Source organism: Acidovorax sp. KNOB132 (assembly GCF_057541515.1).
Map to the genome: position 1 here is coordinate 46,233 of NZ_BAAJYT010000002.1, position 25,518 is coordinate 71,750.

Consider the following 25,518-nt stretch of genomic DNA (forward strand, 5'->3'; position numbering starts at 1 on the left):
AGTCGGGATGCTCTTTCAGTGAGGCTACAATTGGAGGCTTTCCCGCAAAAACGTCGCCCGGCAGCAACCAAAGCAATCCCCCAACAAGCAGCAGTCTTCAGGAATGTCTTCCTGCGGACTCCGGGCGACCCGTAACCATTCGGAGAACCCAGTGCTTTTGTCTCTACAGGGATCCTTCCCGCCCGCCATCCTGGCGCTCGCAGACGGCACGGTCTTTATCGGCAATTCGATTGGTGCCACCGGCACCACGGTCGGCGAAGTGGTGTTCAACACCGCGATCACCGGCTACCAGGAAATCCTCACCGACCCGAGCTACTGCCAGCAGATCGTCACCCTGACGTATCCGCACATCGGCAACTACGGTGTCAATACCGAGGACATCGAAGCCGACAAGGTCCATGCCGCAGGCTTGATCATCAAAGACCTGCCGTTGCTGGCCAGCAATTTCCGCAGCACCGAAACTCTCTCGCAGTACCTCGTGCGCGAGAAGACCGTTGCCATCGCCAACATCGACACCCGCAAGCTCACGCGCATCTTGCGCACCCACGGAGCGCAGAACGGCGCCATCGTCGGGCTTGCGGCCGGCGAAGCGGTGACCCAGGCGCGCATCGACGAGGCCCTGGCCGCCGCCAAGGCGGCACCCAGCATGAAGGGCCTGGATCTGGCCCAGGTGGTGAGCACCTCCGCGGCCTATCCGTGGGACCAGACCGAGTGGAAGCTCGGTTCGGGTTACGGCACCCTTGCCGCTCCGCGCTTTCACGTGGTGGCCTACGACTACGGCGTGAAGAAGAACATTCTGCGCATGCTGGCCGAGCGCGGCTGCCGACTCACCGTGGTTCCGGCCAAGACCCCGGCAGCCGAGGTGCTGGCCATGAAGCCCGATGGCGTGTTCCTGTCCAACGGCCCTGGCGATCCGGCGCCGTGCGACTACGCCATCGAAGCCACGCGCCAGATCATCGATGCCGGCGTGCCCACCTTCGGCATCTGCCTGGGCCACCAGATCATGGCCCTGGCCAGCGGCGCGAAGACCTTCAAGATGGACAACAGCCACCATGGCGCGAACCATCCCGTGAAGGACCTGGACAACGGCCGTGTCAGCATCACCAGCCAGAACCATGGGTTTGCCGTGGAGATGGAGTCGCTGCCGTCGACGCTGCGCCCCACGCACATCAGCCTGTTCGACGGCACGCTGCAGGGCCTGGAGCGCACGGACAAGCCCGCGTTCTGTTTCCAGGGCCACCCCGAGGCCTCGCCCGGCCCGCACGACATCGCCTACCTGTTTGACCGCTTCACTGCGCTGATGGAGAAGAAATAATGCCGAAGCGCACAGACCTCAAATCGATCCTCATCATCGGCGCCGGGCCCATCATCATCGGCCAAGCCTGCGAATTCGACTATTCCGGCGTGCAGGCCTGCAAGGCCCTGCGCGAGGAAGGTTACAAAGTCATCCTGATCAACAGCAATCCTGCGACGATCATGACCGACCCGGCCACCGCCGATGTGACCTACATCGAGCCCATCACGTGGCAGACCGTCGAGAAGATCATCGCCAAGGAGCGCCCCGACGCGATCCTGCCGACGATGGGCGGGCAGACGGCGCTCAATTGCGCCCTCGACCTGTGGCGCAATGGCGTGCTGCACAAGTACAAGGTGGAGCTGATTGGCGCCACGCCCGAGGCGATCGACAAGGCGGAAGACCGCCTCAAGTTCAAGGATGCGATGACCCGCATTGGCCTGGGCTCGGCCCGCTCCGGCATCGCCCACAGCATGGACGAGGCGTGGACGGTGCAAAAGACCGTGGGCTTTCCCACGGTGATCCGTCCCAGCTTCACGCTGGGCGGCACCGGCGGCGGCATTGCCTACAACCCTGAAGAGTTCGAGACCATCTGCAAGCGCGGGCTGGAGGCTTCGCCCACCAACGAACTGCTGATCGAAGAATCGCTGCTCGGCTGGAAAGAGTACGAGATGGAAGTGGTTCGCGACAAGGCGGACAACTGCATCATCATCTGCTCGATCGAGAACCTCGATCCGATGGGCGTGCACACGGGCGACTCGATCACGGTGGCGCCTGCGCAAACGCTGACCGACAAGGAATACCAGATCATGCGCAACGCGTCCCTCGCGGTGCTGCGCGAGATCGGCGTGGATACCGGTGGCTCCAACGTGCAGTTCTCGGTGAATCCGAAAGACGGTCGCATGATCGTCATCGAGATGAATCCACGCGTATCGCGGTCGTCGGCCCTGGCATCGAAGGCCACGGGCTTTCCGATCGCCAAGGTCGCGGCGAAGCTCGCGGTGGGCTACACGCTCGACGAACTGAAGAACGAAATCACGGGCGGCGCTACGCCCGCATCGTTCGAACCCTCGATCGACTACGTGGTCACCAAGATTCCACGTTTTGCATTCGAGAAGTTCCCCACGGCCGACAGCCGCCTGACCACGCAGATGAAGTCGGTGGGCGAGGTCATGGCCATGGGCCGCACGTTCCAGGAGTCTTTCCAGAAGGCGTTGCGTGGCCTGGAAGTCGGCGTGGACGGCATGAATGAAAAGACGCAGGACCGCGAACTGCTGGAAAAGGAACTGGGCGAGCCGGGTCCCGAGCGCATCTGGTATGTGGGCGATGCCTTCGCCATGGGCCTGTCGGTCGACGAGGTGCATGACCTCACCAAGATCGACAAATGGTTCCTGGTGCAGATCGAAGAGATCGTGAAGATCGAACTGGATCTGGACAAGCTGACCGATGAAAAGGGGGATGGCGCGCTGGCTGCCATCGACGCCGGTACGCTGCGCGCGCTCAAGAAAAAGGGCTTTTCCGATCGCCGCCTGGCCAAGCTCCTGCGGACGCAGGAAAAGGCCGTGCGGGAGGCGCGCCGGGCACTCAACGTGCGTCCCGTCTACAAGCGGGTGGACACCTGCGCCGCCGAGTTCGCCACGAACACGGCTTACATGTACTCGACCTACGAGGACGAGTGTGAAGCCGCGCCCACCACCAACAAGAAGATCATGGTGCTGGGCGGTGGCCCCAACCGCATCGGCCAAGGCATCGAGTTCGACTACTGCTGTGTTCACGCCGCACTTGCCATGCGCGAGGACGGCTATGAAACCATCATGGTCAACTGCAATCCGGAAACGGTTTCGACCGACTACGACACGTCGGATCGGCTTTATTTCGAGCCGCTCACGCTGGAAGACGTGCTGGAAATCGTCGACAAGGAAAAACCCACGGGCGTGATCGTGCAGTATGGTGGTCAGACGCCCCTGAAGCTGGCGCTCGGCCTGGAGGCCGAGGGCGTGCCGATCATCGGCACCAGCCCGGACATGATCGATGCTGCGGAAGACCGCGAGCGCTTTCAGAAACTGCTCAACGACCTGGGGCTGCGCCAGCCGCCCAACGCCACGGCACGCACCGAGCCGGAGGCCCTGGAGAAGGCTGCCGCGTTGGGCTATCCACTGGTCGTGCGCCCCAGCTATGTGCTGGGTGGCCGTGCCATGGAAATCGTCCACGAACAGCGGGATCTGGAACGCTACATGCGCGAAGCCGTCAAGGTGAGCAACGACTCGCCCGTGCTGCTGGACCGTTTCCTGAACGATGCCATCGAGTGCGATGTGGATTGCCTGCGCGACCCCGAAGGCAAGGTTTTCATCGGGGGCGTGATGGAGCACATTGAGCAAGCCGGCGTGCACAGCGGCGACTCGGCCTGCTCTTTGCCGCCTTACTACCTGAGCAAGGCCACGGTGGATGAACTCAAGCGCCAGACTGCGGCCATGGCCGAGGGCCTGAGCGTGGTGGGCTTGATGAACGTGCAGTTCGCCATTCAGGAAAAGGATGGCAAGGACGTGATCTATGTGCTCGAAGTGAATCCGCGCGCATCCCGAACGGTGCCCTTCGTCAGCAAGGCCACGGGCATCCAGTTGGCCAAGGTGGCGGCCCGCTGCATGGCGGGGCAGTCGCTGGCGAGCCAGGGCATCACGCGGGAAGTCACGCCGCCTTATTTCAGCGTGAAGGAGGCGGTGTTCCCCTTCGTCAAGTTCCCGGGTGTGGACACGATCCTCGGCCCGGAGATGAAGTCCACCGGCGAAGTGATGGGAGTGGGCAAGACGTTCGGCGAGGCTTTCGTGAAGAGCCAGCTGGGGGCCGGCACGAAGCTGCCGACGTCCGGCAAGGTGTTCCTCACCGTGAAGAACAGCGACAAGCCGCGTGCGGTGGAAATCGGCCGGCAACTGGTCGCCCTGGGTTTCGACCTGGTGGCGACCAAGGGCACGGCCGCTGCGATCTCGGAGGCCGGCGTGCCGGTGACCGTGGTGAACAAGGTGACCGAAGGCCGCCCACACATCGTGGACATGATCAAGAACGACGAAATCGTCATGGTCATCAATACGGTGGAAGAGCGGCGCAATGCGATTGCCGACTCCCGCGCGATCCGCACGAGTTCGCTGCAGGCCCGGGTCACCACCTTCACGACCATCTTCGGCGCCGAGGCGGCCGTGGAAGGCATGAAGCACCTGGACCATCTGGACGTCTATTCCGTGCAGGAACTGCACGCGCAATTGACGGCCTGAACGGCACAGTCAGGTCAAGCGTCCGGCCGCCTCAAACGCGGCATAATCGCCACTGACCAGAGACCGCCGCGCGGCAACGCGCGGCGGTTTCCTTTTGGGGCGTCCGTTTGTGCATCCACGGGTGTGCAAGACGCCAGGAGGGCCGCGCGTTGCGCGGCGTCGAATTGAACGTGGAGACTGATTCAATGGCCACCATTCCCATTACCAAGCGCGGCGCTGAAAAGCTCAAGGAAGAGCTGCACCGTCTGAAGACCGTCGAACGCCCTGCGGTGATCAATGCCATCGCCGAGGCGCGTGCCCAGGGCGATCTGAGCGAAAACGCGGAGTACGAGGCCGCCAAAGACCGACAGGGTTTCATCGAAGGCCGCATCCAGGAAGTCGAGAGCAAGTTGTCCGCTGCGCAGATCATCGACCCCACCGCGCTGGACGCGGGCGGCAAAGTGGTGTTCGGTGCCACCGTGAAGCTGGAAGACGAAGAGAGCGGCGATGCCGTCACCTACCAGATCGTGGGCGAGGACGAGGCCGACCTGAAGCTGGGCCTCATCAATGTGTCCAGCCCCATCGCTCGCGCGCTGATCGGCAAGGAAGAGGGCGACACGGCCGAGGTCCAGGCCCCCGGTGGCCTGCGCCGCTATGAAGTGGTGGGCGTGAGCTACATCTGAGCGAAAGACGCTGCCATGTATGACCGCGTGCCCGTTCTGGCCGCCGCATTGTGGTGGGGGAGTCTGTCGGCCATCGGGTTCCTGGCCGTACCGCTCCTGTTCGTGCATTTGCCAACATCGGCGCTGGCCGGCAACATGGCCGCACGCCTTTTCGAGGCACAAACCTTCGTCTCGATCGCTTGCTGCGTGTGCCTTCTCCTGTTGTCCAAACGACGGCATGCGGAGACGCAGGAGGACTGGGCCCAGGCCGCGCTGGTCTTCGTGATCGGTGGGCTTTTACTGGCGTTGCTGGTGCAGTACGGCGTATCGCCCCGCATCGTCGCTCGCCAGAATCTAAGGCTGTGGCACAGCGTGGGCACCGTGATGTACGCGTTGCAGTGGGGATGCGCTCTGGCCGTCCTGTGGCGAACGTCCCGGCGCTGATTTCTCGGCGCAGGGGACGGTCCTTTTACTACCCGTTTACTCTTTCCAGTGCTCGGCCACCCAGGTGGCAGGCTGGATGTGGCGAAAGCGGCGATTGCGTCGGCCTGCCAGGGCATCGGGCGGGTTGCACTCACCGTGAAAGATCACGATGCGCGCGTCGGCCGGAATGATTGGCGGCCTCCAATAGTTGGAAGGCCAAGCAGGAATGCAGTGGTACTTGAAGCTGGGGCACCAGCCTGCGGGCCAGTAGCTCAGCTTGCCCTGCTGATGCAGGAAGTCCGAAAGGTAGGCCTGTTCGTTGCGAAATTTTCGGCGGATGGCATCGAAGTGCCCGCGAAAGTATTCGAGTACGTCGGGGTGTGAACCGATCTCGAACCGATACACCGATGAATTGCCGGTGATACGCCAGGGCCGTTTGTAGTCATGGATGATCAGGAACTCGCCCGGCGCTTCGAAAAAGGCATCCAGGCTGCCGGTGACGACGACATCCACGTCCAGGAACAGTGCGGTGCCTGACAGGCCATGCAGATCGGCGCTGAACGTGGCGAGCTTGGTCCAGCCGCGCTCCGGAATGCCGGCGGGCAGATCCAGTGCGGGAATCGGAAGGCATTGCACTTCGGCCCGGATGCTCGTCGAATCATCCGTCAGGCAGACAAAGCGAAAATCGCCAGTGAGATGACGCCGGACCATGGCGTAAAGCCGGTTCACATATTCGGGGCCGTATTTGGTGCCCCATTTCATGCAGATCACGTGGCGCGTTCGCGCCGTGCTGGAGCCCATCAATCGGCCTGGCGCTTCTTGACGGATTTCTGCTTGGGCTTCTTGGCCCGCTTGATCTGGCCGCCGGGCGTCAATCGCTGGTTGCCAAGGACGCGCAACTGCTTGATCTCGGGCCGCTGGCCGCCGCGCTTGCTGAATTTGAGCACTTTCACATCGCGAGGGCCGGGCATGCGATCTTCGTCGACGGTGCGCTCCTTGGGAGGCTGCGGGCGCCAGAGTACCAGCAACTTGCCGATGTGTTGGATGGGTGCAGCGTTGAGTTCTGCCGCCAATGTCTGGTAAATCTGTTCGCGCGATGTCCGGTCGTCGCTGAAGACGCGGACTTTGATCAATCCGTGGGCATTGAGGGCAGCGTTGATTTCTTTTTGGACAGCGGGGGTCAACCCATCGCCGCCGATCAGGACGACGGGGTCCAGATGGTGGGCATTGGCGCGGTGTTCCCGGCGCTCTGCGGGAGTCAATTGAATTTGGGGCATGGGCCGTATTATCGAGGCAGGATGAAAACAAACACGAAAAGCAAGAAGGTGAACAAGGCATGGCTCCATGACCATGTCAACGACACCTACGTCAAGCTCGCCCAGAAAGAGGGCTATCGCGCCCGTGCCGCTTACAAACTCAAGGAAATCGACGAGCAGCTGGGGCTGATCAAGCCAGGGCACATCGTGGTTGACCTGGGCTCCTCGCCAGGGGCCTGGAGCCAGTACCTGCGGCGTCGCATGTCGCCAGGAGGCGCGGCAGTCGGCCAACTCAACGGCACCATCATCGCCCTGGATCTGCTGCCCATGGAGCCGATCGAAGGGGTCGGCTTTCTCCAGGGCGATTTCCGGGAGGACGATGTTCTGGCGCAGTTGCAGGAAGCCGTCCAGGGGCGGGCTGTCGACGTGGTGGTTTCCGACATGGCCCCCAATCTGTCCGGAATCGAGTCCGCCGACGCGGCGCGCATTTCCCACCTGATCGAACTGGCTGTCGAATTCGCCGTGCAGCACCTCAAACCCGAAGGAGCGCTCGTGGTCAAGCTGTTCCATGGCAGCGGGTATGCGCAGCTGGTGCAGTTGTTCAAGGAAACATTCAAGGTGGTCAAGCCCATCAAGCCCAAAGCCTCGCGGGACAAATCTTCCGAGACTTTTTTGGTGGGAATCGGCTTGAAAAAGCAGGCTTGAACAGTATGAACGCGGTTCGTCAGCGGTTACAACCCATGCCAATGCAGTCTTCCCGTGGGTTGACCATGGCCTCTGCTGGGGTAAATCGCACCGCCTTCCACCTTGAAACGCCTAAAATGCGCCCTAAATGCGCTAGGACGTCTCCATGACACGTTCGTGGCGTTATCCCCTTTGCTTCTGGAGCCCCGCTTGAACAATCAGTGGTTTTCAAAAATTGCCGTGTGGCTGGTCATCGCCATGGTGCTCTTTACGGTGTTCAAACAGTTCGACACCCGTTCAGGCGCCAGCGCGGGCTCCGTGGGGTACTCCGAATTCCTGGAGGAGGTGCGCAGCAACCGGATCAAGAGCGCCACGATCCAGGAAGGGCAGGGTGGCACGGAGATCATTGCCACTACCACCGATGACCGCAAATTGCGCACCACCGCGACCTATCTGGACCGCGGATTGGTGGGCGATCTGATCAACAACAACGTCAAGTTCGACGTCAAGCCACGGGAAGAGGGCTCGCTTTTGATGACCCTGCTCGTCAGCTGGGGCCCCATGCTCCTGCTGATCGGCGTGTGGGTGTACTTCATGCGTCAGATGCAGGGTGGCGGTAAGGGCGGGGCTTTCAGCTTCGGCAAGAGCAAGGCCCGCATGCTGGACGAGAACAGCAATCAGGTGACCTTTGCCGACGTGGCAGGATGCGACGAAGCCAAGGAAGAAGTCAAGGAAGTCGTCGACTTCCTGAAAGACCCTCAGAAATTCCAGAAACTCGGTGGCCGCATTCCTCGGGGCCTTTTGTTGGTCGGCCCTCCGGGAACGGGCAAGACGCTGCTGGCGAAATCCATTGCCGGCGAAGCCAAGGTTCCCTTCTTCAGCATTTCCGGCTCCGACTTCGTGGAAATGTTCGTGGGCGTGGGCGCGGCCCGCGTGCGCGACATGTTCGAGAACGCCAAGAAGAATGCGCCCTGCATCATCTTCATTGATGAAATCGATGCGGTGGGCCGCCAGCGCGGCGCTGGCCTGGGTGGTGGCAATGACGAACGCGAACAGACCTTGAACCAGATGCTGGTCGAGATGGACGGCTTCGAGACCAATCTCGGGGTGATCGTGGTGGCCGCCACCAACCGCCCTGACATCCTGGATGCTGCCTTGCTACGCCCGGGCCGATTCGACCGCCAGGTGTATGTGACGCTGCCCGATATCCGCGGCCGTGAGCAGATTCTGAACGTGCACATGCGAAAGGTGCCCGTCGGCCAGGACGTGAACCCGAGCGTCATCGCCCGTGGAACTCCCGGCATGTCGGGCGCGGATCTGGCCAATCTTTGCAACGAAGCGGCTTTGATGGCGGCACGCCGCAGTGCGCGCACCGTGGAGATGCAGGATTTCGAGAAGGCCAAGGACAAGATCATCATGGGCCCCGAGCGCAAGAGCATGGTGATGCCCGAGGAAGAGCGCCGCAATACGGCCTACCACGAGTCTGGTCACGCGCTGATCGGCAAGCTGCTGCCCAAGTGCGATCCGGTCCACAAGGTCACCATCATTCCGCGTGGTCGTGCACTGGGCGTGACCATGAGCCTTCCCGAAAAGGACCGCTACAGCTACGACCGCGAGTACATGCTGAACCAGATCAGCATGCTGTTCGGCGGACGGATTGCCGAAGAGGTGTTCATGAACCAGATGACCACCGGCGCCAGCAACGATTTCGAACGTGCCACCTCGATCGCGCGGGACATGGTGACGCGTTACGGCATGACGGAGGCGTTGGGCCCGATGGTCTATGCCGAGAACGAGGGCGAGGTTTTCCTCGGCCGCTCGGTGACCAAGACCAACAACATGAGCGAGCAGACGATGGAAAAGGTCGATGGCGAGGTTCGCCGCATCATCGACGAGCAATACGCGCTGGCACGCAAGCTGATCGAAGACAACAGCGACAAGATGCATGCCATGGCCAAGGCGCTGCTGGAGTGGGAGACGATCGACACCGAGCAACTCGACGACATCATGGCAGGCAAGCCTCCGCGTCCTCCCAAGGATTGGACGCCTCGCACGCCATCTTCGGGTGGGGATAATTCGGGCGGCGGCACGCCGGCCGTGACGACCGAACCTGCTCCTTCGGCCGCTTGAGCCTGCGGCGGAACGCTGCAACCAACAACGGGGCCTGTGTGCCCCGTTTTTGTGTTCTTCTCGTTTAAATCATTCCAGCGTGTCGATGCACTGGCAGACCAGCCGATTCCAGATCGATCTCTCACGGCCTCGGGTCATGGGTATCGTGAATGCCACTCCGGATTCCTTCTCCGATGGCGGGCGGCACGCCACCACCCTGGACGCGATGCGCCACTGCGAAAGCCTGCTGGCGCAGGGGGCTGACATTCTGGACATCGGGGGGGAATCCACCCGCCCAGGCAGTCCCGCCGTCTCGCTGGATGAGGAGTTGGCTCGGGTGTTGCCTCTGGTCCGGTTGGCGGTGGGCCTGGGCGTGCCGTTGTCCATCGACACCTACAAGCCCGAGGTGATGCGTGCGGTGCTGGACTTGGGCGCTGACATCATCAACGACATCTGGGCCCTTCGGCAACCCGGAGCCATGGCCGTGGTGGCCGGCCATCCTGCATGCGGGGTGTGCCTGATGCACATGCACCGCGACCCCCAGACCATGCAGGCGGCTCCGATGGAGGGAGACGTGGTCTCTCAAGTGCTATCTTTTTTAGAGCAATGTGCCCTAGATTTACATGTGCTGGGGGTCGAAAAGAGTCGCATCGTGCTGGACTGCGGCATCGGCTTTGGCAAGACTGTGGAGCAGAACTTCGCGCTCCTTGCCTGCCAGCCTTTGCTGTCCCGCGCGGGCTACCCCTGGCTGGCTGGCTGGTCGCGCAAATCGTCGCTCGGTGCGGTCACGCAGTGGCCGGTTTCAGAGCGCATGGTACCGAGCGTGGCCGCGGCGTTGTTGGCCGTGGAGCGTGGCGCGCGCATCGTGCGTGTGCACGACGTGCGCGAAACCGTCGCCGCATTGCAAGTCTGGCAGGCCTCTCAAATTCCCCCACCCTCACTCTAGCCTGCGGATATCCTTCAGGCGGAGGCAAAAAATCATGACACGTCGATATTTCGGTACGGATGGCATCCGCGGCACCGTAGGGCAGGCGCCCATCACTCCCGACTTTGTGCTGCGGCTCGCGCATGCGGTGGGCCGGGTTTTGCGCCGCAAGGAAGAGCGGCCCACGGTGTTGATCGGGAAGGACACGCGCATTTCCGGCTACATGCTGGAGAGCGCGCTGGAGTCCGGCTTCAACTCTGCAGGGGTGGATGTGGTACTGCTGGGCCCTTTGCCCACGCCCGGCGTGGCGTATCTGACCCGTGCCCAGCGCGCCAGCCTGGGTGTTGTGATCAGCGCCAGCCACAATGCCTATCCGGACAATGGCATCAAGTTCTTCAGCGCTCAAGGGACGAAGCTCTCCGATGAGTGGGAAATGGCGGTGGAGTCGGCGCTGGATGAAGCCCCCGTCTGGGCGGACTCTGCCTCTTTGGGCAAAGCGAGGCGCCTGGAGGATGCGGCAGGCCGCTACATCGAATTTTGCAAGAGCACGTTTCCGCAGGATCTGACCCTCAAGGGGGTGAAGATCGTGGTGGATGCGGCCCACGGCGCGGCGTATCACATCGCGCCCAAGGTGTTTCATGAACTGGGCGCGGAAGTGTTGGCCATCGGCTGCTCCCCCGATGGCCTGAACATCAACCACCAAGTCGGTGCGACCCATCCCGAAGCCTTGGTGCGGGCGGTCCGGGCCAACCACGCGCACTTCGGCGTGGCGTTGGATGGTGACGCGGATCGGCTCCAGATGGTGGACGCGGCGGGGCGCCTCTACAACGGCGACGAACTGCTGTATCTCATGGCCTCTGACCGTTTGGGCCGGGGCGAGCCGGTGCCTGGCGTGGTTGGCACGCTCATGACCAACATGGCGGTAGAGCTTGCGCTCAAGGCGCAGGGCATACAGTTCGTGCGTGCCAAAGTGGGCGACCGGTATGTGCTGGAAGAGTTGGCCCGCCATCGCTGGCTTTTGGGCGGAGAGGGTTCAGGGCACCTGTTGGCCCTGGACCGCCATACGACTGGCGATGGCCTCATCAGCGCCCTCCAGGTGCTTCAGGCGTGTGTTCGCAACGCCTGCGGTTTGCCGGACATGCTGGCGAGTGTGCAACTCTTTCCGCAGGTGCTCCTCAATGTACGGCTGGCTCCAGGGCAGGATTGGAAGAGCAACACCACCTTGTCAGACACCTTGCGTTCCGTGGAGGCGGCATTGGGCGAAACCGGGCGGGTATTGATTCGCGCCAGCGGAACCGAACCTCTGCTGCGCGTGATGGTAGAGGCCAGCAATGCCGACCATGCCAATCACTTCGCGCAACAACTGGCAGATGCGGCGCGTGCTGGGTGAGTCCATCTGCGGCGTGCTTCAGTATCTGAGCCTGCGCAGCGTCTGATCCGGCCTATTGCGCTGCATGCTGCCGCTGTAGCAGGGCGGTGATCTGGTGGGCGGGCAAAGGCTTGCTGAAGTAATAGCCCTGTGCTTCGTCGCAACCTTGTTCGCGAAGGTATGACAGCTGCTCGCTCGTTTCCACGCCCTCGGCCGTGGTCCGGATGCCCAGAGCCTGCGCCATGCGAATGATGGCGCTGACGATGGCCCGGTCGTTGCTGTCATTGCCCAAGTCCCGCACGAACGACTGGTCGATCTTGAGCTTGTAGATTTGGAATCGCTTGAGTTGACTCAGCGAAGAATATCCCGTGCCGAAATCGTCCATGGACATGCGCACACCCCGGGCATGCAACTGGTCCATGGTGGCGATGGCGGAACGGGGGTCGTCCACTGCGACGCCTTCGGTCAGTTCGAGCTCCAGCCGGTTGGCTCTCAGCGAAGTGCTGTCCAGAAGCCGGCTGACCAGTTCGGGCAACTGCGGCTGTCTGAACTGCAGTGCCGATAGATTGACCGCCATGGCCAGCCAGTCCATGCCCATGGTGTGCCAGTGCTGCAACTGGTCCAAGGCTGTCTGCATGACCCATTCGCCGATCTGTAGGATCTGGCCGCTGTCTTCTGCGATGGGGATGAACTCTGCGGGAGAGATGCTCCCGAGGTCGGGATGCTCCCAGCGGAGCAGCGCTTCCACGCTGCGGATCTCGCCCGTCGCGATGGTGATCTGCGGTTGGTAGTGCAAATGCAGCTGGTTGCGCTCCAGAGCGCGCCGCAGGGCATTTTCCAGAAGGAGGGCACGCACCGACTGGGCTTGCATTTCCGGGGTGAAGAAGCGGTAAGTGTTTCGACCGTCCAGCTTTGCCCGGTACATGGCCACATCGGCGGACTGGGTCAGGGTGTCGAAATCCGCGCCGTCCTGTGGAAACAGTGCGATGCCCATCGAAGGCGCCATCGTGAGTTCGTGGTGCCCAATTTGGTAATGCTGGCGCGACGCCTCCTGCAGCTTGCCTGCGACACGTGCCGCCCCATGCGCGTTGGCCCCGGGCAGCAGCAGAATGAATTCGTCGCCCCCTAAGCGCGAAACGGTGTCCTTGTCCCGCACGACCGCCCGGAGCCTTTTGGCGATTTCCACCAGCAGAGCATCTCCGACCCGGTGGCCCAGCGAGTCGTTCACGTGCTTGAAGTGATCGAGGTCGAGGAAGATGACAGCGAGGGGCGTGCCCCCTTCGCTGGCAGCGCGGATCGCAAGGTGGCTGCGCTCAGCCAGGAGCGTGCGGTTCGGCAGACCGGTCAATGGATCATAGTGGGCCAGCCAATAGATGCGTTCCTGGTCGTGCTTGCGATCGTTGATCTCGCGATGCAGGTTGTCCACGGTTTCGCTGAGCTGCCGCGTCCGCTGGTGCACCTGACGCTCCAGGTCAGCATGCATCCGGGCCAGCTCTGCCTGTGCCTGGCGCTGCTCGCTGACATCCATGGCAATGCAAACCGATCCATTGGCCGGACGGGCAGGGTCGATGGCCTTGACGCGCACTTCGCACACCACGGCACGGCCATCCTTGCCGCGCAAGGTCATCTCGCCCACGAAGATCTTGCCGTCCGTCAGTGGTTCGTAGCAGCGCTTTTTCGCATCTTCCCAGTCCGCGTCGCTGAAATGCCATTGCCGCGTCGCTGCGTTGGCCAGCTCCCCAGGACCATAGCCCAGCATCTGTTCGAAGTGCTGGTTGCAGCGCGTCATGCGCTGATTGGAGATGAACGCGATGCCCACCATGGCGTGGTCGAAAAGGGCCTGCTTTTCCTGCACTACGGCGTGAAGCTGGGTTTGCGCATGCCGCTGCTCATCGATGTCATCGATGATCCAGATCGAGCCTTCCGCCGTGTCGGCGGGGTTGATCAGCCGACCGGCCAAGCTGCTCCAGAACAAGCGGCCGTTGCAGCGCCGCATCTGGCATTCCGTGCGGTAGGTATCCCCACGCGCAAGCACCGGATAGGCATTGCGTCCCAAGTCCCGGAACGCGTCGAGGGTGGGATACAGGGCCTGGCTGCTCAGCCCGATGGTTTCCTCGACCGTTTCATAGCCAAAGATATCGGCATAGCGTTGGTTGCAGCGAACGATCTGCCGTTGGCGGATGAAAACGATGCCCACCCCGGCGCTGTCCAACAAAGTCTGCTGCTCGCGAAGGATGCGTTGCAAAGTCGGCCCGGGCTGAGAAAGTACGGGCGCATCAAGCGTGGGGCACATGGAAATGAGTGAAGCCCTGGCGGGCGGCAAGTTGTGCGAAAGTGTAGCAGTCGCCCCTGAAATCCCGAGTTCGGGATTGTCTCGATCAAAAGCGCGATGCATATCTTCTGGCAGGCCAGGCTCCGTCCTTTCCAAGTCATGAAGCTGTCATGGCCTGGACATGGCGGCGTCACTGCCGTTTGCCACAGTCTCGTCCAAGCGGGAAGGGCAACGCTCCTTCAAGCTGTGATCCAACCACCCTTGCAGGGAGAGACGAGTGAACGAACTACCCATCCCGACGATGCCCTTGTGTCCAGACTCATTGCCCAGGGGGTCACTTCATCGCCCTGGCCATTCGGGCGATGTGGCAAGCCGTTTGTCCACCGAAGGCGGGGTGGAAGTGGCTTGGGCGCGGCATCTCGACGAAGTCCGGGAAGCCCAGCGCCTGAGGTTCGAGGTGTTCGCATCGGAGATGGGAGCGCGACTCAATACCTCGGTGGCCGGCCATGACGTGGACCTTTTCGACGAATATTGCGAGCACTTGCTGGTTCGGGACATCGCCACGCGTCAGGTCATCGGTACCTACCGCGTACTCACTCCCGCTCAAGCCCGCCGGGTCGGCGGTACCTACAGCGACACCGAGTTCGACCTGACACGGCTGCGCACGCTCCGCTCTCGAATGGTCGAATTGGGGCGAAGCTGTGTCCATCCCGATTATCGGCACGGAGGCGTGATTCTGGCGCTTTGGAGCGCCCTGGCGGATTTCATGGTGCGCAATCAACTCGACACCATGATCGGTTGCGCCAGCATTCCCATGCTGCACAACGGGGTGGTGAGCGGCGATGCGGCTGCAAGCATCTGGAGCCAAGTGCAAAAGTCGCATCTGGCGCCCATCGAATTCCACGTGCGCCCGCGGTTGCCGTTGCCTGTGGATCAATTGGATGGATCACTGGCGATCGAGCCGCCCGCCCTCATCAAGGGCTATTTGCGCCTGGGGGCACGTATTCTCGGTGCGCCGGCCTGGGACCCTGATTTCAACTCAGCCGATTTGCCAATGCTCATGCGCATTGCGGATTTGCCTTCGCGATACCGCAAGCATTTTCTCGGAGTGTGACGGCGCCTTATCTGTCATGAACATCAGCAAACCTTCCGTGACGCCTTCACCGGACTGTCATGAAAATGTCATGGTGACTGCCAATACTGGGGTGGAACCCATCCCTTCCAAAGCAGCCATGCCGTCGCCTTCCGAGCCTCTCCCCGAATCGCCTCTTCAATCTGCTGTGCCTACCGGGGAAGTCGAGGGGGCCAATGTGCCTCCTTTGCCAGAGAAATCGTTGAACTCCGATCCTGATTTTCTCAATCGCGACCACAGCATTCTTGCTTTCAACGAGCGGGTATTCGACTGGGCCGCCCGGGTCGATGTGCCGCTGCTCGAGCGTCTGCGATACCTCTGCATCGTTTCGTCCAATCTCGATGAATTTTTCGAGGTGCGTGCCGCGGCCCATCTGACTGCCGCTCAGAACGGCGATACCAAAGGCCCGTATACCGTCGCTTCGTTCGAGGAGCTGGCTGCCAAAGCCCATGACCTTGTCGCGCGGCAATACGCGCTGTACAACGACTCGCTCACCCCGGCCTTTGCGGCCCAGAACATCCACATCGTCTCCCACGGCGACCGTACCGGGGCACAGAGACGCTGGGTGAACGAGTATTTCGACCGGGAGGTTCGTCCTCTGCTGATCCCGGTCGGCCTGGACCCGTCGCATCCGTTCCCGCAGGTCGCCAACAAGTCGCTGAATTTCATCGTGCGTTTGAAAGGCAACGATGCCTTTGGACGCGAGAATGAAATTGCCATCGTCAAGGTGCCTCGCGTCTTGCCGCGCCTGATACGCATGCCCGCCAAAGTGGCCGTGACAGGAGCGCAGTTTGTCAGTCTGTCCAGCATTGTGCGGGCACACCTGGCAGAGCTCTTCACCGGGCGCGAAGTGACCGAGTTTTCCCAGTTCCGTGTCACGCGCCATTCCGATCTGGCCGTGGATGAAGACGATGTGCGCAATCTGCGCACGGCGCTGCGTCAGGGGCTGGAGCACCGCCACTATGGCCAAGCGGTACGGCTGGAGGTGTCATCGAGCTGTTCGCGGTTCTTGTCAGATTTTCTGCAATTGCAGTTTGCCCTTCCCGATGCGGCGTTGTACCGCGTGCATGGGCCGGTGAATCTAGTCAGGCTCTCGCAATTGGTGGACCTGGTGAACGATCCGGCACTGCTGTTTCCTCCATGGCGTTCCGTATGGCCACGTCAAATCCAGTCGGGAAGCTCGCTCATCGAACAGATCGGTCGGCGCGATGTGCTGGCCCACCAGCCTTTCGAGAGTTTCGACGCCGTGCTGGCGTTTCTGCGCGAGGCGGTCAACGACCCGCAGGTACTTGCCATCAAGCAAACCATTTACCGCACGGGAGCCGATTCGGAATTGATGGAGTTGCTGCGGGAGGCCGTCCGGCGCGGCAAGGAAGTCATGGCGGTGGTGGAATTGAAGGCGCGCTTCGACGAAGAGGCCAACATCAATTGGGCGGAAGCCCTGGAGTCCATCGGGGCGCAGGTCGTGTACGGTGTGGTGGGCCTGAAGACACACGCCAAGATGCTGCTGGTCACGCGCCGCGAAGGCCGGCACCTGCGCCGCTACGGCCATCTTTCCACGGGCAACTACAACCCGCGGACCGCCCGCCTATACACCGATCTGAGCTATTTCACGGCCGATGCCGAAGTCACCGCCGACATGGATGCGGTGTTCAATCATCTGGCGAGCCAGAACAAGCTGCCCAAATTGCGCAAGCTGGTGCTCGCGCCTTTCCATTTGCAGCAGCACATGCTGGACATGATCGAGCGGGTGGGAGAGGCCGCGGCCAAGGGCGACGATGCACGCATCGTGGCCAAGATGAATGCCCTGACGGACGATGTGCTGATGCGCGCGCTCATCAAGGCGGGGCAGCAAGGTGCGCGCATCGATCTCATCGTGCGGGGTGCCTGCATGCTGCCGGCGCAACGCAAGGGCATCACGGACAACATTCGGGTGCGTTCGGTCATCGGACGTTTTTCTGGAGCACACCCGGGTGTTCTATTTCCGGGCGGGCAAGTCAGAGGATCTGTATCTGTCCAGCGCGGACTGGATGAACCGCAACATGCTGCGTCGTGTGGAACTGGCTTGGCCCATCACCGACAAGGAACTGCGGCAGCGCATCATCGATGAATGTCTGGTGGCTTACCTGCGGGACGATCGGGACGCCTGGACTCTGCAGCCCGACGGTACGTATGAGCGCGCGCCGCATCCCGTGTCTGGTAAAGGTGCGCAAAAAGCCCTGATGGACCGCTATGCTGCGGCGGCCGGCCGAACAATGGCCCACGGCGGCGGCAGTTCCAAGGCATGATGGATCTGATCCTCTGGCGCCACGCGGAGGCTGAAGAACTCCGTGAGGGAGAAGACGATCTGGATCGTCCTTTGACCGCCCGCGGAGAGAAGCAAGCGGCACGCATGGCCGCTTGGCTGGATCGGCAACTGCCCGATGGGTTGCGCGTGTTGTCCAGCCCCGCTCGCCGCACCGAGGCCACTGCGAAGGCGCTGGGGCGCAAGTACAAACTGCGCGCCGAGCTATTGCCTGGTGGCACTCCGCAGGAACTGTTGGAACTGGCGCAATGGCCGAAGTCGCGCGGCGCCGTACTGGTGGTGGGGCATCAGCCGGTGTTGGGCCAAGCCGTTGCAAGCCTTTTGGCCTTGCAGGCACCGGAATGTGCGATCCGCAAAGGGTCGGTGTGGTGGCTGCGTCAGCGGCAACGGCCGGAAACCACGGAAACCATCCTGTTGGCCGTGCAGTCCCCGGATTTTCTCTGAGACCAGCACCACCATGGGTGCCAGGGACAACGGGCGCCGAGGGCTCCTGGCTTACTTGCGCGCTGTCTTCGCCGGCTTGGCAGCCTTCTTCGCGGCTGGTACAGGCTGCGCAGGCGCTTGCGCCTTTGGGCGACCGGTCTTGATGGACGGAACGGCCTGCAGCGCCTTCGCCAATGCATCGTCACCCAGCGCAGAAAGCAGCTTGAGGCCCGCGCGCAGCAATTCGCTCTTCTTGGCAGTCGTGCCCAGTTGCCCGGTGCGCAGCTTCAGTGCTTCGATGGCAGCGTACTCGTCTTTGGGAATGGTGAAGCTGTCACGCATGAGCTTGGGCTTCTTGGCCTTGGGGTCGCGGGCCGGGCTGGGCACAGCCGGCTGGGCAGCCGCCTTGCGGGCCGGGGCCTTTTTGGAAGCAGCGGTCTTGCTGCGTGGGGCGGGCTTGGCTGAAAGGGCTGCACTCGCTGCAGGAGCAGCGGTTTCTGCAGTGTTCGAGGCAGAAGCGGCGGAAACGTCTGAGGTACTGGGCATATCGGTTAAATGAGAAAACGGTATATACAGTTTATACCGTTTCATACAACGATTTGTCCATCATTGCAGCTCGGCGGCGAACTCCCAAGGCGTTTTGATCCATGCCGTGCTTTCTTCTCGAAGAAGATGAGCGGACTGTGGATACGCGGCCGACCAGCCGGGGCGTGTGGACAAAGCGAATCGATTGCCCTGCTGGGAAAGCGACAACCCTTGCATGTCGGGCGTGCGGCGGGCGTGGCAAAGCGCCACGGCGATGCGCAGGCAGACCAACTGCAGCGCCAGGTCGGGATCGTCAAGGTCGGCTTCGAGCTTGCGGACCTTCCCCCGATGGCCTTTCACCAGCAGTCCCAGCCGGTGCAGTTCCCAAACCGCAAAGCCGGCGGCGTCGGTATGGTCCAGGATGTACGCGCCATGGTGGTGGTACTCGCTGTGAGAAATGCGGCATCCCACTTCGTGTAACTGCGCGGCCCAGGCCAGTTTCCGCTCGGCACGTTCGCAGGGCTTGCGGCACGCTTGCGTGAACAACCAACAGGCCGTCTTTGCCACCCGCTCCGCGTGATCGATGTCCACCGCGAACCGGTGCATCAGCCCTCGCACCGTGGACGATCGCAAGTCCGTTTCCGGCAGTTCACGGTCGAGCAGGTCGTACAGCGCTCCTTGGCGCAATGCCCCTTGCGCCACCTGCATCTGATCGATCTGCAGTAACTCGAAAATGGCGCGCAACACGCTGAGGCCGCCGCCGATCACGCTGCGGCGTTCTTCCTTGAGCCCCTCCATGCGCACCCTGTCTGCGGAACGGACACGCAGCAGTTGCTCCTGCAGCCAATCCAGCCCCTGGCGCGTGATGAGTCCGCCGGGATGGCCTGCCGCGGCAAGAACGTCCCCCACCGCCCCGACCGTGCCAGACGACCCGTAAGCCACGTCCCAGGTGTCCGGCCGGTAGATGTTGAGCGCTTCGTCCAGCACAGCCTGGGCCGCAATCTCGGCCGTCCGGAATGCCTGGGGCGTGAAGATGCCTTCCGGAAAATACCGGCTGGACCAGGCCACGCTGCCCACCCGATAGGATGCGACGGCACGCGCCGAAAATTGCTGCCCCAGAATCAGTTCGGTGGATCTTCCGCCAATGTCCACGACCAGCCGACGTTCGTCGGACTGCGGAAGCAGCCGAGCGACCCCTTGATAGATCAGGCGGGCTTCTTCAGGACCCGAAACCACCTCGATCCGGTGGCCCAGGATGTCGCTGCCGCGTTGGAGAAACACCTCGCGATTGCGCGCTTCCCGCAGGGTCTGCGTGGCGACGGCGCGGACGTGATGGGGTTCGAAGGCGGTCAGGCGTTCGGCAAAGCGGGCAAGGCAGTCCCAACCACGCTGCATCGCCTCGGGGGTCAGGTTGCGGTCTTCATCCAGGCCATTGCCCTGGCGAACCGTTTCCTTGAGGTATTCCACACGCTGGATATGGCCGTGTTCGAAACGCCCGATTTCCAGGCGAAAGCTGTTGGATCCGAGATCCACAGCGGCAAGCAGTGTTCCGTCGTGCATGTTGTTGCGCAAGGCGCGCTGGTTTTCAGGCGGGGCAGCATAGCACCTGCCTCTCCAGTCGATGGCGCATCGGAGCTGTGCCAGGAAGGGCGGGGGATGCCGCCCCTCCTGCAATGTCGATTCAGTTACTTCTTGGCTGGTGGCATCAGCACGCGGTCGACCACGTGCACCACCCCATTGCTGGCGGGAATGTCGGCTTGAACGACCATCGCATCTTCCACGGTCACGAAGGTGCCGGCGCGCGACAGTGTGATCTCGCTGCCTTGCAGGGTTTTCGCCGAGCCAGGCTGGATGTCGGCCGCCTTCAGCCGCTTGGGAACAATGTGGTAGTTCAAGACCGCCTGCAGCTTGGATTTATCAGCCTGGAGTTCTGCCATGGTCTTGGCTGGCACAGCCTTGAACGCTTCATCGGAAGGGGCGAAGACCGTGTAAGGGCCGTTGGCAGCCAGCGTATCCGCCAGACCGGCTTGCGTGGCCAGCGTGCGGAATGTGCTGATGGAGGGGGTTGCCGCCAGCGCGGCGGGAATGGGGCTGGAGGCGCTGGGGCCCGTGGCACAAGCGCTCAGCGTCGCGGCAGTCAGGGCAGCAAGCAGAAAAGGAAAGACGTAGCGGCGGTACATGTTGGGTTCTCCGAAGGGTTGCCGACGGTGTCGGTGCGCCGGAGGCTACGCAGCAATGATGACGATTGCGTGACAAGCAAAGACGGATGTGCCTCTGAAAATCGCAAATGACAGCTTGCAGGGGGTGTCACGATGGTGTCATAAAGCGCTTCTAGAGTCGCCTCACTGATTCTTTCAACCAAGAGGTTCCTACATGAAACTGTCTGTGATTCGGATTCTGGTGTCTGGTGTGGTCGCGGCCGGCGCTTTTTCCAGCGCCTGGGCCCAGCAGGAAGCCACGGGTGCTGGCGCGAGTTTCCCCGCACCGCTGTACTCCAAGTGGGCAGCCGACTACAACAAGGCCACCGGCGTCAAGATCAACTACCAGTCGGTGGGCTCGGGTGCCGGTCTGCGGCAGATCGAAGCCAAGACGGTGGATTTCGGTGCGTCCGACGCGCCCCTCAAAGACGACGAACTGGCCAAGAAAGGCCTGCTGCAGTTCCCCACCGTGATCGGTGGCGTGGTTCCCGTGGTGAACATCAAGGGCATCTCGCCCGGCCAGATCAAGCTGAGCGGGCAAGTGCTGGGCGATATCTACCTGGGCAAGGTGACGAACTGGAACGATGCGGCCATCAAGGCGCTGAACCCCGGCGTGAACCTTCCGGACGCCGCCATCGCTCCCGTCCGCCGTGCGGACGGCTCGGGCACCAGCTTCATTTTCACGAACTACCTGTCCAAGGTGAATGCCGAGTGGAAGTCCAAGGTGGGCGAGGGCACCGCGGTGAACTGGCCCACCGGCGCCGGCGGCAAGGGCAACGAAGGCGTTGCCGCTTTCGTGGGCCGTCTGCCAAACTCCATCGGCTACGTTGAATACGCCTATGTGAAGCAGAACAAGCTGAACTACGTCCAGCTGCAGAATGCGGACGGCGCCTTTGTGTCGCCGGAAGACAGCGCCTTCAAGGCCGCCGCTGCCGGCGCCGACTGGGCCAAGAGCTTCTATCAGATCCTCACCAACCAGCCGGGCAAGGATGCATGGCCGATCACGGGTGCCACCTTCATCCTGATGCACAAGACGCAGGACAAGCCCGCACAGGCAACCACCTCGCTCAAGTTCTTCGAGTGGGCCTACAAGTCGGGTGACAAGACGGCGGCGGACCTGGACTACGTGCCCATGCCTGACTCCGTGAAGAACGTCATCATCAAGTCCTGGGGTGACATCAAGGACACTTCCGGCAAAGCCGTTTCGCTGAAGTGATCCCATGGTGGCCCGCCGACGCGGGCCACCAGTTCGTTTTTTCTTATGGAAGGCACAGCAGTGTCCAGCACCATGCCAGTACGTCAGTCGTCCTCGATGCCGGTTCGCGCCGAGGCTCCCCGTACCACGCCGCCCCCGCGGTCGCCGCTCCTGTCGGGCGTGATGGCCGATCGGGTTTTCGGCTTTCTCGCCCGCGGTGCGGCCCTGCTCACGCTGGCGCTTCTCGTGGGTATTTTGTTGTCGCTCGTGGTCGGTGCCTGGCCCTCGATCGAGAAGTACGGCCTGACCTTCCTCACGCGCAGCGTGTGGGACCCCGTGCAGAACGACTACGGCGGCCTGGTGATGATCTATGGCACGCTCGCCACCTCGTTCATCGCGTTGCTCATCGCCGTTCCCGTGAGCTTCGGCATTGCGCTGTTCCTGACGGAACTCTCGCCCGCCTGGCTCAAGCGTCCCTTGGGCACCGCCATCGAGTTGCTGGCGGCGGTTCCCTCCATCGTGTATGGCATGTGGGGCCTGATGGTGTTCGGCCCCATTCTGGCCACCTGGGTCCAGCAGCCGCTGCAGTCGCTGTTCAGCGGTATTCCTTATCTGGGCGCCCTGGTGTCCGGCCCCCCGGTCGGTATCGGCATCCTTTCGGCCGGGATCATCCTGGCCATCATGATCATTCCGTTCATCGCAGCGGTGATGCGGGATGTTTTTGAAGTCACCCCTGCGCTGCTCAAGGAATCGGCCTATGGGCTGGGCTCCACCACCTGGGAGGTGGTGTGGAAGGTTGTGCTGCCCTACACCAAGACGGGTGTGCTGGGGGGCGTGATGCTGGGCCTCGGTCGTGCATTGGGCGAGACGATGGCCGTGACCTTCGTGATCGGCAACATGAACCAACTCAATTCGCTGTCGGTCTTCGAAGCCGCCAACAGCATTACCTCCGCACTGGCCAACGAGTTCGCAGAAGCCGGCGAAGGCCTGCATCAGGCCTCGCTCATCTACCTGGGCCTGGTGCTGTTCTTCATCACCTTCGTGGTACTGGCCCTGTCCAAGGTGCTGCTGTCCCGCCTTCAAAAGAACGAAGGAACCCGCGCATGAGCACGTCTCAAACCCTCATCACGGCCGCTGAAATGGCGCAGGTGCGCCAGCGCCGCTATGACAGCCGCAAGCGTGTGAACAACATCGCCCTGACGCTCTCGCTCGCCGCCATGGTGTTTGGCGTGTTCTGGCTGGTGTGGATTCTCTGGGAAACCATCCGCCTGGGCATCGGCGGACTCAGCCTGGCGCTCTTCACCCAGATGACGCCCCCGCCCAACGAGGTCGGCGGCATCTCCAACGCCATCTTCGGCTCGCTCGTGATGGTGTCGCTCGCCACGTTCGTCGGCACCCCCATCGGCATCATGGCCGGTGTGTACCTTGCTGAATACGACACGCGCGGCTGGCTGGCCTCCACGACCCGCTTCGTGAACGACATCCTGCTCTCGGCACCCAGCATCGTCATCGGCCTGTTCGTGTACGCGGTGGTCGTGGCCCGGTTCAAAAGCTTTTCCGCCTATGCCGGTATCCTGGCGCTGGCGCTCATCGTGATTCCCGTGGTCATCCGCACCACCGAGAACATGCTGGTGCTGGTGCCTGCCAGCCTGCGCGAAGCGGCCTATGCGCTCGGAACGCCGAAGTGGAAGGTGATCACCATGGTGACGCTGCGGGCTGCCCGGGCCGGCGTGATCACCGGTGTGCTGCTGGCGGTGGCCCGCATCGCTGGCGAGACCGCACCGCTGTTGTTCACGGCGCTCAACAACCAGTTCTGGAATGCCGACCTGGGTAAGCCCATGGCCAGCCTGCCGGTCACCATCTTCAAGTTCGCCATGAGCCCTTACGAGAACTGGCAGCAGCTCGCCTGGGCAGGGGTGTTCCTGATAACCGTCGCCGTCCTCGGCCTCAATATCCTGGCCCGCGTGCTCACGCGCCAGAAGTAAGTAATACAAGGAAGACACCATGCCCTCCCCAACGCCCGCTGTGTCCGAGACGCCAAAGATCACGGTCCGCGACCTGAATTTCTACTACGGCAAGTTCCACGCCCTCAAGGGCATCAACCTCGATATTCCGGAAAAGAAGGTCACTGCCTTCATCGGTCCGTCGGGCTGCGGCAAGTCCACCTTGCTGCGCACCTTCAACCGCATGTTCGAGCTGTATCCCGAGCAGCGCGCCGAAGGCCAGATCGTGCTGGACGGTGAGAACCTGCTCACCAGCAAGCAGGACGTGGCGCTGATCCGTGCCAAGGTCGGCATGGTGTTCCAGAAGCCCACGCCGTTTCCCATGTCGATCTACGACAACATCGCGTTTGGCGTGAAGCTCTTCGAGAGCCTGAACGCCACCGACATGGACGACCGGGTGGAGTGGGCGCTGCGCAAGGCGGCCCTGTGGAATGAAGTGAAGGACAAGCTGCACCAGAGCGGCTCCGGCCTGTCCGGCGGGCAGCAGCAGCGGTTGTGCATCGCCCGTGGCATTGCCATCAAGCCCGAAGTGTTGCTGCTGGACGAGCCATGCTCGGCGCTGGACCCCATTTCCACCGCCAAGGTCGAAGAGCTGATTGCAGAACTCAAGAACGACTACACCGTGGTCATCGTGACGCACAACATGCAACAAGCTGCGCGCTGCAGCGACTACACGGCCTACATGTACCTCGGCGACTTGATGGAGTTCGGCGAAACCGAACAGATGTTCTTCAAGCCGCAGCGCAAGGAAACCGAGGACTACATCACCGGCCGGTTCGGCTGAGGAGCAACAACATGCCCGACAAGCACCTTTCTTCGCAGTTCGACAGCGAACTCAACAGCATTTCCGCCCGCGTCATGGAACTGGGCGGGTTGGTGGAATCGCAGATCCGCCAGGCCATCTACGCACTCTCGCAGTTCAGTGTGGAAGCCGCCGACCAGGTGGCTGCCACCGAGCACCGCGTGAACGCGATGGAAGTGGAGATCGACCACGAGCTGTCGTCCATCATCGCGCGCCGCCAGCCAACCGCGCGTGACCTGCGCCTGCTGATCGCCTTCTCCAAGGCCACCGCCAATCTTGAGCGCATGGGCGACGAGGCCAACAAGATGGCGCGCATGGTGAAGTCCATCATCGAAAGCGGCTCTGCCCGGCTGCTGCCCACCAGCGATCTGCGGGTGGCGGCGGATCTGGCCTCCGGCCTGCTGCGCAAGACGCTGGATGCCTTTGCCCGTCTGGACACCAAGGCGGCCGTGGCGATCCTCAAGGAGGATGACCTCATCGACAAGGAATTCGACGGCTTCGTGCGCAAGCTCATCACCTACATGATGGAAGACCCGCGCACCATTTCGGCCAGTCTGGACCTGCTCTTTCTCGCCAAGGCGATCGAACGCATCGGTGACCACTCCAAGAACGTTGCCGAACTGATCATCTACCTCGTCAAAGGCAAGGACGTGCGCCATACTGCACTGGACCAGATCGAGTCCGCGGTGCTTTGAA

General features: G+C 62.1%; 21 protein-coding genes and 1 pseudogene. 16 read left to right on the forward strand and 6 right to left on the reverse strand.

Annotated elements, in window-relative coordinates:
• Positions 1-151: 151 nt before the first annotated feature.
• The 4 genes from carA to AC27IO_RS00745 all read left to right on the forward strand — a co-directional run bounded on the left by carA (position 152) and on the right by AC27IO_RS00745 (position 5,645).
• Positions 152-1,315: a glutamine-hydrolyzing carbamoyl-phosphate synthase small subunit gene (gene carA, locus AC27IO_RS00730; RefSeq protein WP_487087438.1), complete on the forward strand. Its 1,164-nt coding sequence runs from the start codon at positions 152-154 to the stop codon at positions 1,313-1,315.
• Positions 1,315-4,560 (forward strand): carbamoyl-phosphate synthase large subunit, encoded by a 3,246-nt coding sequence (gene carB / locus AC27IO_RS00735; protein ID WP_498736722.1) that lies wholly within the window; start codon positions 1,315-1,317, stop codon positions 4,558-4,560. Before carA ends, carB begins: the two co-directional genes overlap by 1 nt.
• A gap of 185 nt (positions 4,561-4,745) precedes the next feature.
• Positions 4,746-5,222 (forward strand): transcription elongation factor GreA, encoded by a 477-nt coding sequence (gene greA, locus AC27IO_RS00740; RefSeq protein ID WP_272568938.1) that lies wholly within the window; start codon positions 4,746-4,748, stop codon positions 5,220-5,222.
• 15 nt (positions 5,223-5,237) lie between these two features.
• A complete protein-coding gene (locus AC27IO_RS00745; protein ID WP_498736725.1) occupies positions 5,238-5,645 on the forward strand; it encodes a DUF4149 domain-containing protein in 408 nt (135 codons plus the stop codon).
• Between the two features lie 36 nt (positions 5,646-5,681).
• On the opposite strand, the gene AC27IO_RS00750 is transcribed toward AC27IO_RS00745, so the two are convergent.
• Together AC27IO_RS00750 and AC27IO_RS00755 are read right to left on the reverse strand one after the other, a co-directional pair.
• Positions 5,682-6,425, reverse strand: coding sequence for a glycosyltransferase (locus tag AC27IO_RS00750; protein WP_498736727.1), 744 nt, complete (start codon positions 6,423-6,425; stop codon positions 5,682-5,684).
• Positions 6,425-6,901 carry a YhbY family RNA-binding protein gene (locus AC27IO_RS00755; RefSeq protein WP_272568941.1) on the reverse strand — a complete coding sequence of 159 codons (477 nt, stop codon included), beginning with the start codon at positions 6,899-6,901 and terminating at the stop codon, positions 6,425-6,427. The genes AC27IO_RS00750 and AC27IO_RS00755 overlap by 1 nt, the downstream gene beginning before the upstream one ends.
• A 21-nt stretch (positions 6,902-6,922) precedes the next feature.
• On the opposite strand from AC27IO_RS00755, the gene AC27IO_RS00760 reads away from it, so the two are divergent.
• The 4 genes from AC27IO_RS00760 to glmM all read left to right on the forward strand — a co-directional run bounded on the left by AC27IO_RS00760 (position 6,923) and on the right by glmM (position 11,988).
• Positions 6,923-7,585 carry an RlmE family RNA methyltransferase gene (locus AC27IO_RS00760; protein WP_284428552.1) on the forward strand — a complete coding sequence of 221 codons (663 nt, stop codon included), beginning with the start codon at positions 6,923-6,925 and terminating at the stop codon, positions 7,583-7,585.
• 189 nt (positions 7,586-7,774) lie between these two features.
• Positions 7,775-9,694, forward strand: coding sequence for an ATP-dependent zinc metalloprotease FtsH (gene ftsH / locus AC27IO_RS00765; protein WP_487112476.1), 1,920 nt, complete (start codon positions 7,775-7,777; stop codon positions 9,692-9,694).
• Positions 9,695-9,779: 85 nt separating this feature from the next.
• On the forward strand, positions 9,780-10,619 hold the full coding sequence (gene folP, locus AC27IO_RS00770; protein WP_498736730.1) for a dihydropteroate synthase: 840 nt from the start codon (positions 9,780-9,782) through the stop codon (positions 10,617-10,619).
• A 34-nt stretch (positions 10,620-10,653) separates the two neighbouring features.
• Positions 10,654-11,988, forward strand: coding sequence for a phosphoglucosamine mutase (gene glmM / locus AC27IO_RS00775; RefSeq protein WP_284428549.1), 1,335 nt, complete (start codon positions 10,654-10,656; stop codon positions 11,986-11,988).
• Between the two features lie 52 nt (positions 11,989-12,040).
• On the opposite strand, the gene AC27IO_RS00780 is transcribed toward glmM, so the two are convergent.
• The gene (locus AC27IO_RS00780; protein WP_284428548.1) at positions 12,041-14,260 is read right to left on the reverse strand and encodes a sensor domain-containing protein; all 2,220 of its coding nucleotides are present in this window, start codon (positions 14,258-14,260) and stop codon (positions 12,041-12,043) included.
• Positions 14,261-14,516: 256 nt separating this feature from the next.
• Between AC27IO_RS00780 and AC27IO_RS00785 the strand changes: the two genes are divergently transcribed.
• The 3 genes and pseudogenes from AC27IO_RS00785 (at position 14,517) to AC27IO_RS00795 (ending at position 18,120) form a co-directional block, all read left to right on the forward strand.
• Positions 14,517-15,353 carry a GNAT family N-acetyltransferase gene (locus tag AC27IO_RS00785; protein ID WP_498736733.1) on the forward strand — a complete coding sequence of 279 codons (837 nt, stop codon included), beginning with the start codon at positions 14,517-14,519 and terminating at the stop codon, positions 15,351-15,353.
• A 70-nt stretch (positions 15,354-15,423) separates the two neighbouring features.
• Positions 15,424-17,659: pseudogene (gene ppk1, locus AC27IO_RS00790) on the forward strand (polyphosphate kinase 1).
• Positions 17,656-18,120, forward strand: a complete 465-nt coding sequence (locus tag AC27IO_RS00795) for a SixA phosphatase family protein (RefSeq protein ID WP_284428546.1) — start codon at positions 17,656-17,658, stop codon at positions 18,118-18,120. The pseudogene ppk1 and the gene AC27IO_RS00795 overlap by 4 nt, the downstream one beginning before the upstream one ends.
• Before the next feature lie 51 nt (positions 18,121-18,171).
• On the opposite strand, the gene AC27IO_RS00800 is transcribed toward AC27IO_RS00795, so the two are convergent.
• The 3 genes from AC27IO_RS00800 to AC27IO_RS00810 form a co-directional block, all read right to left on the reverse strand.
• Complete coding sequence (locus tag AC27IO_RS00800) at positions 18,172-18,690, reverse strand: hypothetical protein (RefSeq protein ID WP_498736736.1); 519 nt, start codon at positions 18,688-18,690, stop codon at positions 18,172-18,174.
• A gap of 15 nt (positions 18,691-18,705) precedes the next feature.
• Positions 18,706-20,184, reverse strand: a complete 1,479-nt coding sequence (locus AC27IO_RS00805; protein WP_317360263.1) for a Ppx/GppA phosphatase family protein — start codon at positions 20,182-20,184, stop codon at positions 18,706-18,708.
• Between the two features lie 125 nt (positions 20,185-20,309).
• Positions 20,310-20,804 (reverse strand): fasciclin domain-containing protein, encoded by a 495-nt coding sequence (locus AC27IO_RS00810; RefSeq protein ID WP_284428544.1) that lies wholly within the window; start codon positions 20,802-20,804, stop codon positions 20,310-20,312.
• A gap of 193 nt (positions 20,805-20,997) precedes the next feature.
• Between AC27IO_RS00810 and pstS the strand changes: the two genes are divergently transcribed.
• The 5 genes from pstS to phoU all read left to right on the forward strand — a co-directional run bounded on the left by pstS (position 20,998) and on the right by phoU (position 25,517).
• Positions 20,998-22,038, forward strand: a complete 1,041-nt coding sequence (gene pstS, locus AC27IO_RS00815) for a phosphate ABC transporter substrate-binding protein PstS (RefSeq protein WP_284428543.1) — start codon at positions 20,998-21,000, stop codon at positions 22,036-22,038.
• Between the two features lie 72 nt (positions 22,039-22,110).
• Entirely contained in the window at positions 22,111-23,124 is a 1,014-nt protein-coding gene (gene pstC, locus AC27IO_RS00820; protein ID WP_272569680.1) for a phosphate ABC transporter permease PstC, read from the forward strand.
• Positions 23,121-24,002 carry a phosphate ABC transporter permease PstA gene (gene pstA, locus AC27IO_RS00825; RefSeq protein ID WP_272568960.1) on the forward strand — a complete coding sequence of 294 codons (882 nt, stop codon included), beginning with the start codon at positions 23,121-23,123 and terminating at the stop codon, positions 24,000-24,002. Before pstC ends, pstA begins: the two co-directional genes overlap by 4 nt.
• 19 nt (positions 24,003-24,021) lie before the next feature.
• Positions 24,022-24,804 (forward strand): phosphate ABC transporter ATP-binding protein PstB, encoded by a 783-nt coding sequence (gene pstB / locus AC27IO_RS00830; protein ID WP_272547864.1) that lies wholly within the window; start codon positions 24,022-24,024, stop codon positions 24,802-24,804.
• Positions 24,805-24,815: 11 nt separating this feature from the next.
• Entirely contained in the window at positions 24,816-25,517 is a 702-nt protein-coding gene (gene phoU / locus AC27IO_RS00835; protein ID WP_272547863.1) for a phosphate signaling complex protein PhoU, read from the forward strand.
• The last annotated feature ends 1 nt before the right edge of the window (position 25,518 follow it).